General features: G+C 67.8%; 17 protein-coding genes and 1 other RNA gene. 5 read left to right on the top strand and 13 right to left on the bottom strand.

Annotated features, from left to right (window positions below; all coding sequences use genetic code 11):
• Positions 1 to 5 precede the first annotated feature (5 nt).
• The 3 genes from smpB to AC0QSG_RS04770 all read left to right on the top strand — a co-directional run bounded on the left by smpB (position 6) and on the right by AC0QSG_RS04770 (position 1,886).
• On the top strand, positions 6 to 482 hold the full coding sequence (smpB, locus tag AC0QSG_RS04780; protein ID WP_435726645.1) for an SsrA-binding protein SmpB: 477 nt from the start codon (positions 6 to 8) through the stop codon (positions 480 to 482).
• Between the two features lie 119 nt (positions 483 to 601).
• Positions 602 to 989, top strand: a transfer-messenger RNA (tmRNA) gene (gene ssrA, locus AC0QSG_RS04775).
• Between the two features lie 450 nt (positions 990 to 1,439).
• Positions 1,440 to 1,886, top strand: coding sequence for a YrdB family protein (locus AC0QSG_RS04770; protein ID WP_475376827.1), 447 nt, complete (start codon positions 1,440 to 1,442; stop codon positions 1,884 to 1,886).
• A gap of 51 nt (positions 1,887 to 1,937) precedes the next feature.
• On the opposite strand, the gene crcB is transcribed toward AC0QSG_RS04770, so the two are convergent.
• The 10 genes from crcB to AC0QSG_RS04720 all read right to left on the bottom strand — a co-directional run bounded on the left by crcB (position 1,938) and on the right by AC0QSG_RS04720 (position 9,860).
• Positions 1,938 to 2,333, bottom strand: coding sequence for a fluoride efflux transporter CrcB (gene crcB / locus AC0QSG_RS04765; RefSeq protein WP_475376826.1), 396 nt, complete (start codon positions 2,331 to 2,333; stop codon positions 1,938 to 1,940).
• Positions 2,330 to 2,755: a fluoride efflux transporter FluC gene (locus AC0QSG_RS04760; RefSeq protein WP_475376825.1), complete on the bottom strand. Its 426-nt coding sequence runs from the start codon at positions 2,753 to 2,755 to the stop codon at positions 2,330 to 2,332. Before AC0QSG_RS04760 ends, crcB begins: the two co-directional genes overlap by 4 nt.
• Complete coding sequence (locus tag AC0QSG_RS04755; protein WP_435726649.1) at positions 2,752 to 3,372, bottom strand: metal-dependent transcriptional regulator; 621 nt, start codon at positions 3,370 to 3,372, stop codon at positions 2,752 to 2,754. Before AC0QSG_RS04755 ends, AC0QSG_RS04760 begins: the two co-directional genes overlap by 4 nt.
• On the bottom strand, positions 3,369 to 4,226 hold the full coding sequence (locus AC0QSG_RS04750; RefSeq protein ID WP_435726650.1) for a metal ABC transporter permease: 858 nt from the start codon (positions 4,224 to 4,226) through the stop codon (positions 3,369 to 3,371). Before AC0QSG_RS04750 ends, AC0QSG_RS04755 begins: the two co-directional genes overlap by 4 nt.
• A complete protein-coding gene (locus tag AC0QSG_RS04745; RefSeq protein ID WP_475376824.1) occupies positions 4,223 to 4,981 on the bottom strand; it encodes a metal ABC transporter ATP-binding protein in 759 nt (252 codons plus the stop codon). The genes AC0QSG_RS04750 and AC0QSG_RS04745 overlap by 4 nt, the downstream gene beginning before the upstream one ends.
• Positions 4,962 to 5,777, bottom strand: coding sequence for a metal ABC transporter solute-binding protein, Zn/Mn family (locus AC0QSG_RS04740; RefSeq protein WP_475376823.1), 816 nt, complete (start codon positions 5,775 to 5,777; stop codon positions 4,962 to 4,964). The genes AC0QSG_RS04745 and AC0QSG_RS04740 overlap by 20 nt, the downstream gene beginning before the upstream one ends.
• 262 nt (positions 5,778 to 6,039) lie before the next feature.
• Positions 6,040 to 6,837, bottom strand: coding sequence for a histidinol-phosphatase (gene hisN / locus AC0QSG_RS04735; RefSeq protein WP_435726653.1), 798 nt, complete (start codon positions 6,835 to 6,837; stop codon positions 6,040 to 6,042).
• Between the two features lie 40 nt (positions 6,838 to 6,877).
• Positions 6,878 to 7,981 carry a ribosome small subunit-dependent GTPase A gene (gene rsgA / locus AC0QSG_RS04730; protein WP_475376822.1) on the bottom strand — a complete coding sequence of 368 codons (1,104 nt, stop codon included), beginning with the start codon at positions 7,979 to 7,981 and terminating at the stop codon, positions 6,878 to 6,880.
• Positions 7,982 to 7,983: 2 nt separating this feature from the next.
• The gene (gene aroA / locus AC0QSG_RS04725; protein WP_475376821.1) at positions 7,984 to 9,318 is read right to left on the bottom strand and encodes a 3-phosphoshikimate 1-carboxyvinyltransferase; all 1,335 of its coding nucleotides are present in this window, start codon (positions 9,316 to 9,318) and stop codon (positions 7,984 to 7,986) included.
• Positions 9,319 to 9,329: 11 nt separating this feature from the next.
• Positions 9,330 to 9,860: a DoxX family membrane protein gene (locus tag AC0QSG_RS04720; protein WP_435726655.1), complete on the bottom strand. Its 531-nt coding sequence runs from the start codon at positions 9,858 to 9,860 to the stop codon at positions 9,330 to 9,332.
• Between the two features lie 177 nt (positions 9,861 to 10,037).
• Between AC0QSG_RS04720 and AC0QSG_RS04715 the strand changes: the two genes are divergently transcribed.
• Together AC0QSG_RS04715 and rsrA are read left to right on the top strand one after the other, a co-directional pair.
• Positions 10,038 to 10,760, top strand: coding sequence for a sigma-70 family RNA polymerase sigma factor (locus AC0QSG_RS04715; protein WP_475376820.1), 723 nt, complete (start codon positions 10,038 to 10,040; stop codon positions 10,758 to 10,760).
• Positions 10,760 to 11,026, top strand: a complete 267-nt coding sequence (gene rsrA / locus AC0QSG_RS04710) for a mycothiol system anti-sigma-R factor (RefSeq protein ID WP_435726657.1) — start codon at positions 10,760 to 10,762, stop codon at positions 11,024 to 11,026. The genes AC0QSG_RS04715 and rsrA overlap by 1 nt, the downstream gene beginning before the upstream one ends.
• Before the next feature lie 77 nt (positions 11,027 to 11,103).
• On the opposite strand, the gene AC0QSG_RS04705 is transcribed toward rsrA, so the two are convergent.
• From AC0QSG_RS04705 to AC0QSG_RS04695, 3 genes are all read right to left on the bottom strand, one after another.
• Complete coding sequence (locus AC0QSG_RS04705; protein ID WP_369299106.1) at positions 11,104 to 11,178, bottom strand: 50S ribosomal protein bL37; 75 nt, start codon at positions 11,176 to 11,178, stop codon at positions 11,104 to 11,106.
• Between the two features lie 85 nt (positions 11,179 to 11,263).
• Positions 11,264 to 11,872 carry a GDSL-type esterase/lipase family protein gene (locus AC0QSG_RS04700; protein WP_435726658.1) on the bottom strand — a complete coding sequence of 203 codons (609 nt, stop codon included), beginning with the start codon at positions 11,870 to 11,872 and terminating at the stop codon, positions 11,264 to 11,266.
• A gap of 113 nt (positions 11,873 to 11,985) precedes the next feature.
• The gene (locus tag AC0QSG_RS04695; RefSeq protein ID WP_475376819.1) at positions 11,986 to 15,807 is read right to left on the bottom strand and encodes a multifunctional oxoglutarate decarboxylase/oxoglutarate dehydrogenase thiamine pyrophosphate-binding subunit/dihydrolipoyllysine-residue succinyltransferase subunit; all 3,822 of its coding nucleotides are present in this window, start codon (positions 15,805 to 15,807) and stop codon (positions 11,986 to 11,988) included.
• Positions 15,808 to 15,982 lie beyond the last annotated feature (175 nt).

The raw sequence follows: 15,982 nt of genomic DNA, 5'->3' as shown, positions 1-15,982 counted from the left end.
TCGCCGTGCCCAAGGAAACCGGACGCAAGGTCGTTGCGACCAACCGCAAGGCCCACCACGACTACAACATCACCGACACCTTCGAGGCCGGGATGGTCCTGAGCGGCACGGAGGTGAAGTCGTTGCGCGAAGGCAAGGCATCGCTTGTCGACGGGTTTGGGCAGTTCTACCGCGACGAGCTCTTCATCGAGGCCGTCTACATTCCGGAGTACCTGAACGGTTCGTGGACCAACCATACGGCGCGGCGACGCCGCAAGCTGCTTCTGCACCGCGAGGAGCTGACGAAGATCGGCCGGAAAATCCAGGAGTCCGGGTTCACCATCGTTCCCTTGCAGCTGTATTTCAAGGACGGGCGCGCCAAACTGGAGATCGGCGTCGGCAAGGGGAAACGAGAGTTCGACAAGCGGCACACGCTTCGGGAAAAGCAGGACAACCGGGAGGCGCTGCGCGCCATGCGCGAGCGGAACCGCCGCTCCGCCTAGCCCGGCGGGAATGGCCGGATCCGTGGGGAATGAATCGACGGCGGTCGGGGTTACACTAGAAGTCCGGAGCGAGAGTTCCGGGAGTTGGGCGGGGAAACCCGCCGTTGACAACAAAATACGGGGATGATCGGTTTCGACGATGTGAGTCGCGACAGGGGAAGCGGGCCGAGGATGCAGGGTTATCTCGCAAACGCTCTCTGCAAAACAATAAGTGCCGACTCTAAGCGCACTGACTTCGCTCTCGCTGCCTAAGCAGCCAGACAGTCCGTCAGCCAGGATTTGCTATCGCTCCTGATACTGGCGTCATTTAGATAGCCACTGCCAGGTATCCTCGTCACCGGGGTACTTGGCATAACTTAGGTGACTGTGCCCAGGACGGCCCGCAAGGGTCCAGCCGCTTGTTTGCGCGACGGCTGATGGGGCAGAGAAAGTCCACAGCAAACTGCGCCCGGAGAAGACCTGGCAACACCACATCGGACGGGGGTTCAATTCCCCCCATCTCCACAGAATCGGGCCCCGGAAACGATGCGTTTCCGGGGCCTTTTTTGGCGTTGCCCCTACGCCGGCGTGGCGTCCCAAATCGGCTGCCGCGCAACACGCACGAGAAAGCGTCCCCGCCTGCCTATGTGGCGGGGACGCTCTCAAGAAGTGCTGCAGCACTGGATTGCTTCGCGACCATGGGTGGCGAAGCGTGTCCGGCAACTCTTGGGGGACGCTGCCGGAACACATTTAACTTACCATGTAAGTTTCCGGTTTCCTGCATCCGGGTTACCCAACGGTAAACGCCGATTCACAAGCCATGACGGAGCCACCCGCATGCCGGTTTATGGGCGTCCGCCGCATCTTTGGGGTGCCAACGCCGGGTGCCACCGCGCATAGAATGGTCCCGGACATCATCACGCGCACGTTCGGGAGCCCCTCGGGTGGGTCGCGGCGGCCAAGACGGAGGGACCGCATATGGACATGGGGAGCAGGGAACCCGAGGGCAACGGCGGCCGGGTGCGTGCATCAGACGCCCTGGCGTTTGCGCTCGAAGTCGCGTTGCTGGGTGCCTCGGGTCTGTGGGCCATCGAGGTCCTGCCGCTGTTTCCGCTGTTCGCCATACTGGTGGTCGTAGTCCCGTTGATCGCTTTCTGGGGCCTGTTCATGGCCCCCACAGCCCCCTATCGCATCGCCTGGCCGGCCCACCCGGTGGTGGCCCACGGCCTGTTCCTACTGGGAAGCGGACTCCTGTTCGGGATCGAGCGGACAGGACTAGGCCTCGTGATGCTCGTCCTGACCGGCATGAGCGCGTTCCTGGCCTGGCGGCACCGCTCCCACGGAGCCGCGGAAGCCCGGCCCGCATCCGAACGGCGGCGCGGTCAGCCGGCGAGGCGGTCGGCGGGCCGCCGGACCGCGCGGTAACCCACCACTACCGTGTGCGACAGCCAGCAGCCACCGGTCCCGTTCGTGCGGCTAGCGGACTCCCAGCCAGAGGCCGGCCGTGGCCGCGGCAACCCCCAGCAACACATTGGCGCAAGCATTTCCCACGGCGGCTCCGTGCCGTTCCGCCTGCCACAGCCGCACGGTGGCTACGCCGAACGTGCTGAACGTTGTCAGCCCGCCGCAGAGGCCGACGGACAGGATGGCCTGAACCTCCGGACTCCAGCCCGAACCTTCCGCGAATCCGGCGAGCAGACCCATCGCGAAGGACCCCAGGATATTCGCCGCCAGCGTGCCGGCCGGCCACGGGTGGTCGTGCCCGGCCGAGACCGGGACATACCTGGTGACCAGCGTGTCGAGCCAGACGCGCAAGACAGAGCCGGCGGCCCCCGCGAGACCCACGCAAAGCCAGAGGACCAGCGCAGTCATCCGTTCCCCCTGCCTCGGGCGAGCACGCCGCCCAGCCAGAGTCCGCCGCCGGCCGCGGCCAGACCGAGGACGAGCGAGGCCGCAAGGTAGGCCGCGGCCTGTCCCGGCGACGGAGGGACGCCGTACCGAGCGCCGGCAGCCAGGTGGACGGCCACCGCGGAAAAGGTCGTGAACGACCCGAGCAGACCCGGACCGACGGCCGCGCGCAGCGCCGCGGAACGCGAGCCCGGGCCACCCGCCAACCAGACGGCCGTCAGCAGCCCCAAGACCAGGCAGCCGACGACGTTGATGGCGAGCGTGGTCCACGGGAAGCCCAAGTCGTCCGGTGCGATCCCGGCCAGGGAGTACCGCAGCAACGTGCCGACGAATCCACCCCCGGCCACGGCCCCCGCGATGCCAGGGGTGAGCCCTGCGGTCCTCACGCGCGCGAGGCCGATGGGACGATCCAGACCCCGCTGGCCTGTTCGGGGGTCAACGGATGGCTTTCCGGATCCAGCTGCGAGCCCGGGACGATGCCGACGGCCGCACAGGCGCGCAGCAGGCCTGGGTCGGCGTCGCTGACCCGAACGACGACGGCGCTTCCGGAAGACGCTTGATCCAGGCGCACCGCGGCGGGAAGCCGGAGATCGCCACCGGCCGTGGGAATGGGGTCCCCGTGGGGGTCGCTGGCGGGGTGGCCGAGGCGCGCGTCCAGCCGGTCGATGAACCGTGCCGAGACGGTGTGCTCCAGCAGCTCGGCCTCGTCGTGCACCTCGTCCCAGCCGTAGCCGAGCTCACCGACGAGGAACGTTTCGATCAGCCGGTGGCGCCTCACGACGGCCAGGGCGCAACGCCGTCCCTCCGGTGTGAGCGACACGGCGCCGTACGGCGGGTGGTCCAGCAGGCCCCGACCGACCAGCTTGGCCACCATGGACGTCGCGGAGGCGGGGGAGACCCCGAGCTTGGCGGCGACGGCTCCGGTGGTGACCGGGTGCCTGTCCCACTCGCCCAGGCCGTAGACGGCCTTGAGGTAGTCCTCTTCGTTGCTTGAGAGCGTCACCCGGACACAGTATCGCGCCGCAGGGCCGTCGTCAGGACCCCCGTGCGCGGGGCGAACAGATAGGCGATCAGGAACATCGCCGCCTGCGCCAGGACCACGGACGCTCCGGTCGACAGATCCAGGTAGTAGCTGGCGTAGATGCCGGCCACCGCGGAAAGCGCGCCCAGCGTGGAAGCCATGAGGAGCATGCGTCCGAAGCGGCGGGTGAGCAGGAACGCGGTGGCCCCGGGAATGATCAACATCGCCACGACCAGGATGATGCCCAGCGCCTGCAGGCTGGTGACGACCGTGAGGGCGAGCAGCCCCAGCAGGATGGCGTTCAGAACGCGGGCGTTGAGGCCGATCGCGTGCGCGTGCACGGGGTCGAAGGCCAACAGCGTCAGGTCCTTGCGCAGGTACAGGACCACGGCCAGTGTCACCGCGCCGAGGACGAGGACCTGGGCGAGCTCGCCCGGCCCCGTGCCGAGTACGTTGCCGAACAGGATGTGTCCGAGGTCGACCTGGCTGGGGGTGCGGGAGATGATGGCGAGGCCGAGAGCGAAAAGGGCCGTGAACACCACGCCGGTGGCGGTGTCCGACTTCAGTTTCGTGGTCGCCCGCAGTCCGCCGATGAGATAGACGGCGCCGAGCCCGAAGACCAACGCCCCGACAACGAACGGCACGCCCACCAGATAGGAGAGGGCGACCCCGGGCAGCACCGCGTGGGAGATGGCGTCGCCCATCAGGGACCAGCCCATGAGCACCAGCCAGCAGGACAAAACCGAGCACACCAGCGCCGCGGCGAGGGTGACGGCCAAGGCATTCGTCATGAACCCGTAGCCGAACGGCTCGACGAGCCATGCCACCGGATTCACTGTTCGCCCTCGCGCCCGTCGGAACCGAAGGCGAGCGCGAGGTTGGCGTCCGTGAGGACGTCGTCCGGTAGGCCGCTGGCGAGGACCCTACGGTGCAGTAGAAGGGCGTGGGTGCACAATTTGGGGACTCCGGCCAGGTCGTGGGTGGACATGAGGATGGTTCGGCCGGCTCCGCGCAATATCTCCAGCTGGGCGCTGATCAGGCGTTCCGAACCGACGTCGACGCCGGCGAACGGTTCGTCGAGCAGCATGAGGTCCGCGTCCTGCGCGATGCCGCGGGCGACGAAGGCACGCTTGCGCTGTCCGCCGGACAGTTCGCCGATCTGGCGGCCGCCCGAACCTGCCAGGTCCACGCGCTCCAGCGCTTCGTCGACTGCGTCCCGGTCGACGGCGGAGGGCCTGCGTGAGCGCCCCATGTATCCGTAGCGTCCCATCATGACGACGTCCCGGACGCTGACCGGAAAGGTCCAGTCGACCGCTTCCGCCTGCGGGACGTAGGAGATGCGACCTTCCTTGCGGGCACGGGCCGGTGCGAGGCCGAAGAGCCGGACCGTTCCGTTCGAGGGGGAGACCAGGCCCATGAGCGCCTTGAACAGTGTCGACTTTCCGCTCCCGTTGACGCCCACCAGACCGCACAGCTCTCCGGCCGGGAGGCTGAAGTCGACTCCCTCCAAGGCGCGTGTGCTACCGTATTTGACCCCCAGCCCGGCCACGTGGATGGCCGCCTCAGGGGGTTCAGCTATTGGCAGGGGCATGGTCGAGTCCTTCCAGAATCAGGTCCAGATCGTGGTTCAGCAGGTCCAGGAACGTGGGGACCGGCCCCTCGGGTCCGGAAAGCGAATCGACGTACAGGGGTCCGCGCAGGGAAACGCCCGCCTCTTGGGCGACTCGTTCCTGTGCCGCCGGGTTGATCGTGGATTCGCAGAAAACCGCCGGAACCTTCTTGTCCTTCACGAATTCAATCTGCTCGCGGATCTGGCGGGGCGTTCCCTCGGCATCCGAGTTGACCGGCCACAGGAAGTGCTCCTCCAGGTCGAGATCGCGGGCCAGATAGGAGAACGCGCCCTCGCACGTGACGAGGGCGGCGTGCGGGTTGTTGGCGACGCCTGCGCGCGTGCGGCGCTCGAGGTCCCTGAGCTTGCCGCGAAACGCGTCGGCGCGGCGGGCGAAATAGTCGGTGTCCTCGGGGCTCAGCCGGGCCAATGCCTTTTCGGCGTTGTCGACGTAGGTCCGTGCCTGCACGGGGGACATCCAGGCATGCGGGTTGGGCCGTCCCGAGTACGCGCCGGCGGCGATGTCCACCGGGTCCACCCCGGCGGACAGAACCGCATGGGGAACTTCGAGGTCGCGGACGAACCGGCCGAACCAGCGTTCCAGCCCGAGGCCGTTGTCCAGCACCAGATCGGCCTCGTGGATTCGCACGAGATCGGACGGGGTGGGTTCGTAGCCGTGGATCTCCGCGCCGGGTTTCGTGATGGACAGCACCTCCACGCGGTCGCCTCCGACTTGGCGCACCAGGTCCGCCAACACGCTGAAGGTGGTCAGGACCACGGGTTTCTCGGTTCCGGTCTCCGACGAAGCGGGCGCCGAACAGGCAACGAGCACCAAGACGCACGCTATCGTCAACGCCGCGGCGAATCGCCGCGGAGGCGTGCAGTGTCCGGGGTTGTTCACGCGCACGGAAGTGGGCGACGGTGACGATTTTTAGCCATGGCTGAATATTGCCCGCAGGGGCGCGTTTGACGCAACTCGCGAAAAAAAGTCCGCGCGCCAGACGGCGCGCGGACGGTGCAGATTCCGGGGCAGCGTGCCCCTAGCCGCGCTCGAAGATGGCCAGTGCGGATTCGTGCAGCTTGTTGTTGGTCGCCAACGCGTTTCCGCCGAAGCAGCCGTCCTCGCCTTCGAGGGACGTGAAGCGTCCGCCCGCCTCGGTCACAATGGGCACCAGCGCCGCCATGTCGTGGAGGTTGAGCTCGGGTTCGCAGGCGATGTCCACGGCTCCCTCGGCGACGAGGCAGTACGACCAGAAGTCGCCGTAGGCGCGGGTGCGCCACACCGAGTCGTGGAGTTCGAGCATCTGGTCCAGCTGTCCACGGTCCCGCCACCCCCCGAGGCTGGAATAGGACAGCGACGCGTCGGCCAGCGCGCCGACGTCGGACACCTGGAGACGGCTCGCGGCGGCAAGGGACTTGCCGGTGTAGGCGCCCATCGCCTCGGCCGCCCACCAGCGCCGGCCCAGCGCGGGCGCGGAGACCAGGCCGACGACGGGGCGTCCCTCGTCCAGCAGCGCGATGAGCGTGGCCCACACGGGCACACCGCGCACGAAGCTCTTGGTGCCGTCGATCGGGTCGATCACCCAGCGGCGGGGACCGTGTCCGGTGCTGCCGAACTCCTCTCCGAGCACCGCGTCCCGCGGCCGGGCCCGGGACAGGTGGCTTCGGATGGCTTCCTCGGCCGCGCGATCGGCGTCCGTCACGGGGGTGAGGTCGGGTTTCGTGTCCACCTTCAGGTCCATCGCCTTGAAGCGGGACATGGTCAGGGAATCCACCGAATCCGCGATGACGTGGGCCAGTCGCAGGTCATCGTTGTAGTTCATAACATCGCGGTTCATGCCCTCCAACCTACCGCAGGCGCCGCCGCCGCCCGTGGTGCTAGACGGCTCCGAGCTGTTTGGCCTCCGCCTTGTCTTCGGCGCCGAGCAGCCGGCGCAGCGAGGCAAGCCTGGCCGGTGCGGACGGGTCCGCCTCGGCCCGGACCACCCACGCGTCGAGGGCGCATCCCACGGCATCGGCGGCATGCGTGCAACCCCGGGGGCAATCGGCGGAGGCGGGGAACAGGTCCGGGAACGAGTCGAGGATGTTGTCCGCGTCCACCAGCGCCAGTCCGAACGAACGGATTCCGGGGGTGTCGATAATCCATGTTCCGGCGGGCGCGTCCCCGACCCGCAGGGCGATCGCGGAGGACGACGTGTGGCGACCCCGACCGGTCACCGCGTTGACGCCACCCGTGGCGCGCTGCGCCCCGGTCAACGCGTTGACGAGTGTTGACTTGCCGACACCGGAGTGGCCCAGCACCACGCTGACCTTTCCGGCCAGGAGTTCGTGGAGCCGCTCGACGGCCGCCCCTTCCAGCCGCGCGGACAGACCGTCGGCCGACCGCGCGTCGATTCCGGTCGCCGAGTCGCCGGCGGACCTGCTCACCACCACCTCGAGCTCGAGATGCCGGTAGTTCTCCAAGAGCGCTCCCGGATCCCGGACATCGGCCTTGGTGACGCACAGGACCGGTTCGATTCCTGCGTCGTACGCGGCGACCAGGGCACGGTCGATGAATCCGGTGCGGGGTTCGGGGTTCGCGGCGGCGACCACGATCACCAACTGGTCGGCATTGGCCACGACGACCCGCTCCACGGGATCCGTGTCGTCGGCGCTGCGGCGCAGGACGGTCTCCCGGTCTTGGATACGCACCAAGCGGGCCAAGCTGTCCGGTGAACCACTGGTGTCGCCAACCAACGCGACGAAATCCCCGGGCACCACGGGAGAGCGGCGCAGTTCGCGCGCGCGGGCCGCGACGACGATCCGCTCGGCGTCCGTGTCCTCGTCGAGAATGGCCGTGTAGCGTCCCCGGTCGACAGTGACGATGCGGCCGATCACCGCGTCATCGTAGGCGGGGCGGTCCTTGGTGCGCGGCTTGGACCCCTTCTTGTTCGGACGGATGCGGACATCCGATTCGTCCCACTCGTAGGCGTCGCGCCCCATGCTCAGCCCCGGTCCGCCGTAGCGGCGAGGGCGCTCCACAACTCGGGGAACTCGGGCATGGTCTTGGAGGTGGCACCGATGTCCTCGACCTCGACGCCTTCCACGGCCAGGCCGATGATCGCACCCGCGGTCGCCATGCGGTGGTCCGCGTAGGTGCGGAACAGGCCGCCGTGTAGCGGCCGCGGGCGGATGACCAAACCGTCGGGAGTCTCCTCTGCGTCGCCACCGAGGTTGTTGATCTCCGTGACCAGAGCGGCGAGCCGGTCGGTCTCGTGGCCCCTGAGGTGGGCGATGCCGGTCAGGCGCGATTCGCCGTCGGCCAGTGCGCACAGCGCGGCCACGGTGGGGGCGAGTTCCGAGGCGTCGGCGAGGTCGATACCCTTGATCCGTCCGCCGCCGCGGACCGTGAGCGTTCCGTCGCTCAGCTCCACGGAGGCCCCCATCCGCGCGAGGATCGACTGCCAGGCGTCGCCGACCTGGGTGGTGGGTTCCGGCCAGTCGGGGATCCGGACCGTCCCGCCCGTGGCCAGCGCCGCGGCCAGGAAGGGGCCCGCATTGGACAGGTCCTGCTCCATCCTGCGATCGAAGGCCGCGACGGGCCCGGGGGAGACCACCCAGTGGTTGGGCACGGAGTCGTCCACCTCGACGCCCACGCTGCGAAGCACTTCCACCGTCATACGGATGTGGTCCAGGCTCGGCACCGGGTTTCCGGCATGCTCGAGGTGGAGACCTTCGCCGAAACGCGAGGCCACGAGAAGCAGTGCCGAAACGAATTGGGACGAGCCGCTGGCGTCAATCACCACGTGTCCGCCGCGGACCCGGCCGGTGCCCGCGATCGTGAACGGCAGGCTACCGCGGCCGCCGTCGGCGACGTCGATTCCGAGGTCCCGCAGTCCGCCGAGCACCGCACCTATGGGGCGCTTGCGCATGTGGTCGTCTCCGTCGAAGGAAACCGTGGAACCCGTCATCGCCGCCAGCGGGGGCACGAATCGCATCACGGTGCCGGCGAGGCCACAATCCACGTGGACGCTCCCCAAATCAGCGCCGGGCGAGATCGGGTGGACCACCAGATCCGGGCCGAAGCGGTCGTCATCGCCGGCGACCTCTTCGATTCTCGCCCCGAGTGACCGCAGTGCGCTGACCATCAGGACGGAATCCCGCGAATGCAGCGGCGCGCGAAGTCGGCTCGGTCCCGACGCCACGGCGGCAAGCACCAGGTAGCGGTTGGTCAGCGACTTCGATGCCGGAACGCGCAGCGTCGCGTCGACGGGAGCCGCGGCCCGGGGGGCGGGCCAGGGAGCGGGTGTGGAGGGGGCTGAGCTGGCGGAAATCGTCATGCGGGTCGGGCCTAGTGGCCGATCACCCCTCCTGCGGTTTTCCGCGCCTCGGCGGTGGTGCGCTGGACGGTTCGTCCGAGGTCGCGGTTGGTCTTCGCCAGGTGCTTGCGGGCGTCGGCCGTCAGGTGCTGGGCGCGCCAGGCGAGCGAGGGTTGGCCGGCCGTGTCGACGGATGCCAAGAGGATCCCGCCCGCGAGGGAGGCGTTGCGAAGGCGCGACGCCGACTTGGCGCCGTTGGCCGAATCGGAGGAGTCCTCGAACGAGGCCAACGCGGAGGCGCCCACGAGGAGCGAGGCGGACAGGCGCGGGAAGCGGCCGAGGGCAAACAGGAGTCCGGCGACGACCTGCACGCCGCCGACCACGCGGGCGACCGCGGCGGGCTGATCCGCGAACTGCTGGAGCTGCGGGACGACCGTGGAGATGCGTCGCAGCCCCGGCTGGAGCCGCTCGCCCGATTCGTTCGGCTTGCGCAGGCGTTCCAACCCCGACCACACGAAGCTTGAGGCCAACAGGGGACGGGCAATCAGGCGGACGAGAGACATGTGTACCTCCGGGATCGTCGGGTGCGTTTTCGCTGCACCTAGTCTTGCACTTTTTCCTTGCCGGCGGGCCCGTTGCGGGGAATACCGGCACTGATCCGGCTGTTGTGATGAGCAGGTGTGGAACGAGCCCGGCGTCCGGTTGCGGCGTGTGTTCCGCGACTGAAAGGAGACGCGCCTATGGCGACACTGACGGAGGAAGCTCCCGCCGTGCCCGGCACGGCGTCCGGCGTAGACTGGGGCGTGATGACCGAGAGCAGCCAGAGCACCGAGATGGTGCCAGACGGAGCAGAGACCGAAGAGCAGCGGCGGGAGCGTTTCGAACGCGACGCCATGCAGTATGTCGACCAGCTGTTTTCCGCCGCCATGCGCATGGCGCGGAACCCCAGCGATGCCGAGGATCTCGTCCAGGAGGCGTACACGAAGGCCTATTCGGCGTTCCACCAGTACAAGCCCGGTACGAACCTGAAGGCTTGGCTCTACCGGATCCTCACGAACACCTACATCAACCTTTACCGCAAGCGCCAGCGCGAACCGCTGCGCGCCAATACCGACAACGTCGAGGACTGGCAGATGGCGCAGGCGGCGGAGCACACGCCGACCGGCCTGCGTTCGGCGGAGGCCGAGGCCCTGGACCATCTGCCCGACTCCGACGTCAAGGACGCGCTGCAGTCGATCCCTGAGGAGTTCCGCCTCGCCGTCTACTTCGCGGACGTCGAGGGGTTCGCCTACAAGGAGGTCGCCGAGATCCTCGGGATCCCCATGGGAACCGTGATGTCGCGCCTGCACCGGGGACGCAAGCAGCTACGCGAGTTGCTGGCCGACTACGCCGCCGAACGTGGGCTCGGCAAAAGGAAACCAACGGGTGGCCGCTCCGCGGCGGCCCCACAGGAGGAAAACTAATGGGCGATTGTCAATCGCTGGGCGACTGCGACGATAAGCGGATCGTCCGACTTTACGAATACCTGGACGGCGCGCTGTCGCTCGAGGATCTCAACGAGGTCAAGGACCACCTCGAACACTGCAAGGAGTGCGCGCACGAATACGACCTTGAGTGCATCATCCGCTCCGTGGTTCGGCGCAGTTGCCAGGAGGTTGCCCCCCAGACCCTGAAGTCGCGGATCATGGGCCGCATCAGCGAGATTCGCGTCGAGTCCGGCCACGCGTAGGGGCGGTGGTAACCGCCCCGCGCGGCAAAAGGGTCCGTCTCCCAGTGGGAGACGGACCCTTTCGCTTACCGAACCGTTTAGGTGTTGGGGCGCTTACCGTGGTTTGCGCCGCCACGCTTACGGTCACGACGCTTGCGTGCTCGCTTGCTCATAGCTGCCTCCTTACTTAGATCAAAAAGAACTGCGTCCCAGTCTCCCACACGCCGGTGGGGTGGCCTAACCGGCATGCGTGCGCAATCAACCCGCGGCGGCGGGCTCCGGGAGCTCCAGCCACTTGTGCCAGCCGCGGTGTAGCACCAACCAAGCCACCAGTCCGTGGCCCGCCTGCCCGGGGAGCCCCCCGTTCGCGGCCAGGTCACTGCGCCACTGCTCGTGGTTCTGCAGCGGGCCGAAGGTGTCCACAAAGGCATGATGGCGCCGGGACGCCACGTCGCCGTACGCGGCGGACAGCTCGGCCAATCGGGTGTTGCGCTCGGTATCCAGCCCTGGGGTGGGGCCGACGACGAGGGCCTTGATGCTGAGCTGGGACGCGGCGTCGAGAATGTTGGCAAGGTTGAGCCGACTCCGGGCGGTGGAGAGACCAACGTCGAGATCGAAGTCCGAGAGCGCGACAACCAAGCGGTTATCGCACCCGTCCCCGAAGCGACGCCCGGCTTCCTCCAGCCAACGCTGTGCCAGTACCTCGGTGCCCTCGTCGGGACTGGCAAGGGTGTAGCTCTCCAGACGCACGTCGTCGGCCGCTGTGCGCGCCAGGACGCGTCCGTACCACCCCAACGCACGTGGATCGCCGTGTCCGGCCAACAGCTCGTTGCCTACTGCCGCTATGCGGATGATGCGTTGTTGCACGAAGGACCTCTCTTGGCGGTTGGGGACGCCTCGCGGCGGCCACCCGGGTACGGCATGCGGGCGGGACGGAATCCGCCCCGCCCGCTGGATCTGCTCGCGTTCGCGGATCGGGTCTAGCCCCGACCGAAGGCCTGCTGCAGCAACTGGGACTGCTCGACGTCGTGCCGCTTGTGCGAACCGGTCGACGTCGCGGCGGAAGCCGTCCGGGACACGAGCCGGATATCGCGGTCCAGTTCCGGCGCAAGGTTGAGTCCGATGAAGGGCCACGGGCCCTGGTTCGCCGGCTCGTCCTGCGCCCAGAGCACATCCGCGTTGGGGTACTTGGCCAACTCGGCGGCGATCTCCTCCGCCGGCAGCGGGTACAGCTGCTCGACGCGGACGATTGCCGTCTTCTCGTCCGCGGCCTTACGGCGCGCCGACTCGAGGTCGTAGTACAGGCGCCCCGAAACGAGCACCACCCGGTCCACCTTCTTGGCGTCGAGTCCGGCGGTATCAGGGATGACCTGCTGGAAGCGGCCCTCCGTAAAGTCCTCCACCGTGCAGGCCGCGGCCTTGAGCCGCAGTAGCTGCTTCGGCGTGAAGATGATCAGCGGCCGGCGCGGCCGCGCGTAGGCCTGCCGGCGCAGCAGGTGGAAGTGGTTGGCGCCGTTGGACGGGTTGGCGACCACCATGTTGTCCTCCGCGCACATCTGGAGGAAACGCTCGATGCGGGCCGACGAGTGGTCCGGGCCCTGACCCTCGTAGCCATGCGGGAGCATCAGCACCAGCGACGAGCGCTGGCCCCACTTCTGCTCGGCGGAGGAGATGAACTCGTCGATGACCGTCTGGGCGCCGTTGACGAAGTCCCCGAACTGCGCCTCCCAGAGGACGAGGGCGTCCGGCCGTTCCACGGAGTATCCGTATTCGAAGCCCATCGCCGCGTATTCGGACAGCAGCGAGTCGTAGATCCACAGCTTTGCCTGGTCGTCGGACAGGTGGTGCAGCGGCATCCACTCGTTGCCGTTGGCGCGGTCGTGGAAAACGGCGTGGCGCTGGACGAACGTACCGCGCCTCGAGTCCTGGCCGGCAAGCCGGACGGGTACGCCTTCCATGGAGAGCGAGCCGAACGCGGCGAGCTCGGCGAAGCCCCAGTCGATGCCGCCTTCGCGGGACATCTGCTCGCGCCGCTCCAGCAGCGCCTTCAGCTTCGGGTGCACCGTGAAGCCGTCGGGGATCTGCGTGTGCGCGGCGCCGATCCTGCTCAGGGTCTCCGGCGTGATGGCGGTTTCGGTGCGCGACGGCGTCGACTCGTCGTCGAGCTGCGACGTCGGCAGCTCGAGGTCGTGCACCGTGGTGCCGTCCGAGCTGATGACCGGGATGGGGGAGGTCTGGGCGGCGTGCGTCTCCGAGAAGACACGCTCCAGGCGTTCCTGGTAGTCGCGCAGGGCCTGGTCCGCTTCCTCCTGCGTGATGTCGCCGCGGCCGACGAGGGCCTCGGTGTATAGCTTGCGGGTGGAGCGCTTGGCCTCGATGAGGTTGTACATCATCGGCTGCGTCATCGACGGGTCGTCGCCCTCGTTGTGTCCACGGCGCCGATAGCAGACCATGTCGATCACGACGTCCTTGTGGAACTTCTGGCGGTATTTGAAAGCGAACTGGGCCACGCGGACCACGGCCTCGGGATCATCGCCGTTCACGTGGAACACAGGTGCCTGGACCATCTTCGCGACGTCCGTCGAGTAGACGGAGGAGCGCGAGGCGGTCGGTGAGGTGGTGAAGCCGACCTGGTTGTTCACGACGACGTGGATCGTGCCGCCGGTGCGGTAACCGCGCAACTGGGAGAGGTTGAGCGTCTCCGCCACCACGCCCTGGCCGGCGAACGCGGCGTCGCCGTGCACGAGCAGGGGCAGGACTCCGAAGCCCTCGTCGCCCTGGTCGAGGCGGTCCTGCTTGGCGCGGACGATGCCCTCCAGGACCGAATCGACGGCCTCGAGGTGCGAAGGGTTCGCGGCCAGGTACACCTTCGTCTCGTTTCCGCGGTCGGAGACGAACTTCCCCTCCGTGCCGAGGTGGTACTTCACGTCGCCGGAACCCTGGACGCTGCGGGGATCCTGGGTACCCTCGAACTCGCGGAAGACCTGCGCGTAGGTCTTGCCCGCGATGTTGGTGAGAACGTTCAGGCGGCCGCGGTGCGCCATACCGATCGCGACCTCGTCGAGACCGTCGTCGGCGGCGTCGGAAATGATCCCGTCCAGCAGCGGGATCAACGATTCCCCGCCCTCGAGCGAGAAGCGCTTCTGGCCGACGAACTTGGTCTGGAGGAACGTCTCGAAGGCCTCGGCGGCATTCAGCTTGCTCAGGACGCGCAGCTGCTCCTCGCGTGTCGGCTTGGAGTACTCGTGCTCCAGCTCGGTCTGGAACCAGTCGCGCTCCTCCGGATCCTGGATGTGCATGTATTCGATGCCGGTGGTGCGGCAGTAGGCGTCGCGCAGGACGCCGAGAATCTTGCGCAGCGGGAGACGCGGTTCCCCGCCGAACCCTCCGGTGACCCATTCGCGGTCCAGATCCCACAGGGTCAGGCCGTAGGTCTGGATGTCGAGGTCCGGGTGGCGGCGCTGGACGTATTCGAGGGGGTTGGTGTCGGCCATGAGGTGGCCGCGCACGCGGTAGGCGTGAATGAGCTGCTGGATGCGCGCGATCTTGTTGACCTGCAGTTCGACGTCGACCTGGTTGTCGACCGTCCAACGCACGGGCTCATAGGGAATGCGCAGGGCCTCGAAGATTTCGTCGTAGAAGCCCCGTTCGCCCAGGAGGAGCGACTCCACCAGGCGCAGGAACTCGCCCGAGCCCGCACCCTGGATCACGCGGTGGTCGTAGGTGGAGGTCAGCGTGATGATCTTGCCGATGCCCTGGATGGCGACCGTCTTCTCGCTCGCGCCGCGGAACTCCGCCGGGTACTCGAGGGCGCCGACGCCCACGATCGTCGCCTGGCCCTTGGAAAGGCGCGGAACGGAGTGGACGGTGCCAATGCCGCCGGGGTTGGTCAGCGAAACCGTGGTGCCGGCGTAGTCGTCCGCCGTCAGCTTGTTGTTGCGGGCCCGTTTGATGAGGTCCTCGTAGGTGTTCCAGAATTCCGAGAAGTTCAGGTTCTCGGCCTTCTTGATGTTCGGCACGGCCAGCATCCGCGTGCCGTCCGGCTTCGGCATGTCGATGGCGATGCCGAAATTGACGTGGGCGGGCTGGACGGCGAAGGGCTTGCCGTCGACCTCCGCGTACGTGACGTTCTGCGAGGGGAAGAGTTTCAGGGCGCGGATGACGGCGAAGCCGATGAGGTGCGTAAAGGAGACCTTGCCGCCACGGGCGCGGGCGAGGTGGTTGTTGATGACCACCCGGTTGTCGATCAGGGCCTTGGCTGGCACTGCACGCACGGTGGTTGCCGTCGGGACGGTGAGGCTCTGCTCCATGTTGGTCGCGATGGCCTTGGCGGGGCCACGCAGGGGAGTGGACTTGTCCTCTTCCGTCGCGGCGGACGCCGAGGCGGACTTCGGCAGTTCCGCGGGGATGGGCTGGGTCTTGGGCGCGGCCTTGCTCTGGTCCTTGGGGGCTTCGGCGGGAAGGCTCTTGCCGGCCGCCGTGGTCGCGGGCTCGGAAGACTCGGCGGACGAGTTGGCGCCGGTGCCGGTTGCGTTCACGACGCGCGCGTCGGTCGCCGAACGGGGCGTGGCCTTCTTCGCTGCGGGCGCCGCGTCGGCCGGCTTCGCCGGCGCCTGCTGAGCCGGTGCGTTGTTCGGCTGGGCCTGGCGCGGGGAATCCGTGCCGCCGAAGGACTCGAAAATGTCCCACCACTTCTTGTCGACGGAGTTCTTGTCTCGGAGGAACTGCTGGTACAGCTCGTCGACAAGCCACTCGTTTCCGCCGAATTCCTCGGTCAGTCGGTGGTGTGGTTGTTCTGGCACGGTGACGCCTCTTCCCTGGTTGCCTCGTCGCTTGTAGCCCATGGGCCAGGACTGCACGACGACATAGTCCTAGGCCTCCGGCCAGTCTAGTGACTTTCCGCCGGCCGTTGCGAATCTGCCGCCGTGCGTTTCCCCAGTCCCCGCGCGGCCCCGCGACCAGCGGTTGTTCTGTAGA

The organism is Arthrobacter sp. LT660, from assembly GCF_056172845.1.
The sequence above is the reverse complement of the archived record's forward strand: the minus strand, read 5'-3'. Positions and strand labels throughout refer to the sequence as shown.

Coding starts and splice junctions, on each gene's coding strand:
- AC0QSG_RS04770 (WP_475376827.1), top strand. CDS start 1,440: ATGGACATGGGGAGCAGGGAACCCGAGGGCAACGGCGGCCGGGTGCGT.
- crcB (WP_475376826.1), bottom strand. CDS start 2,333: ATGACTGCGCTGGTCCTCTGGCTTTGCGTGGGTCTCGCGGGGGCCGCC.
- AC0QSG_RS04745 (WP_475376824.1), bottom strand. CDS start 4,981: ATGCCCCTGCCAATAGCTGAACCCCCTGAGGCGGCCATCCACGTGGCC.
- hisN (WP_435726653.1), bottom strand. CDS start 6,837: ATGAACCGCGATGTTATGAACTACAACGATGACCTGCGACTGGCCCAC.
- rsgA (WP_475376822.1), bottom strand. CDS start 7,981: ATGGGGCGCGACGCCTACGAGTGGGACGAATCGGATGTCCGCATCCGT.
- aroA (WP_475376821.1), bottom strand. CDS start 9,318: ATGACGATTTCCGCCAGCTCAGCCCCCTCCACACCCGCTCCCTGGCCC.
- AC0QSG_RS04720 (WP_435726655.1), bottom strand. CDS start 9,860: ATGTCTCTCGTCCGCCTGATTGCCCGTCCCCTGTTGGCCTCAAGCTTC.
- AC0QSG_RS04715 (WP_475376820.1), top strand. CDS start 10,038: ATGGCGACACTGACGGAGGAAGCTCCCGCCGTGCCCGGCACGGCGTCC.
- rsrA (WP_435726657.1), top strand. CDS start 10,760: ATGGGCGATTGTCAATCGCTGGGCGACTGCGACGATAAGCGGATCGTC.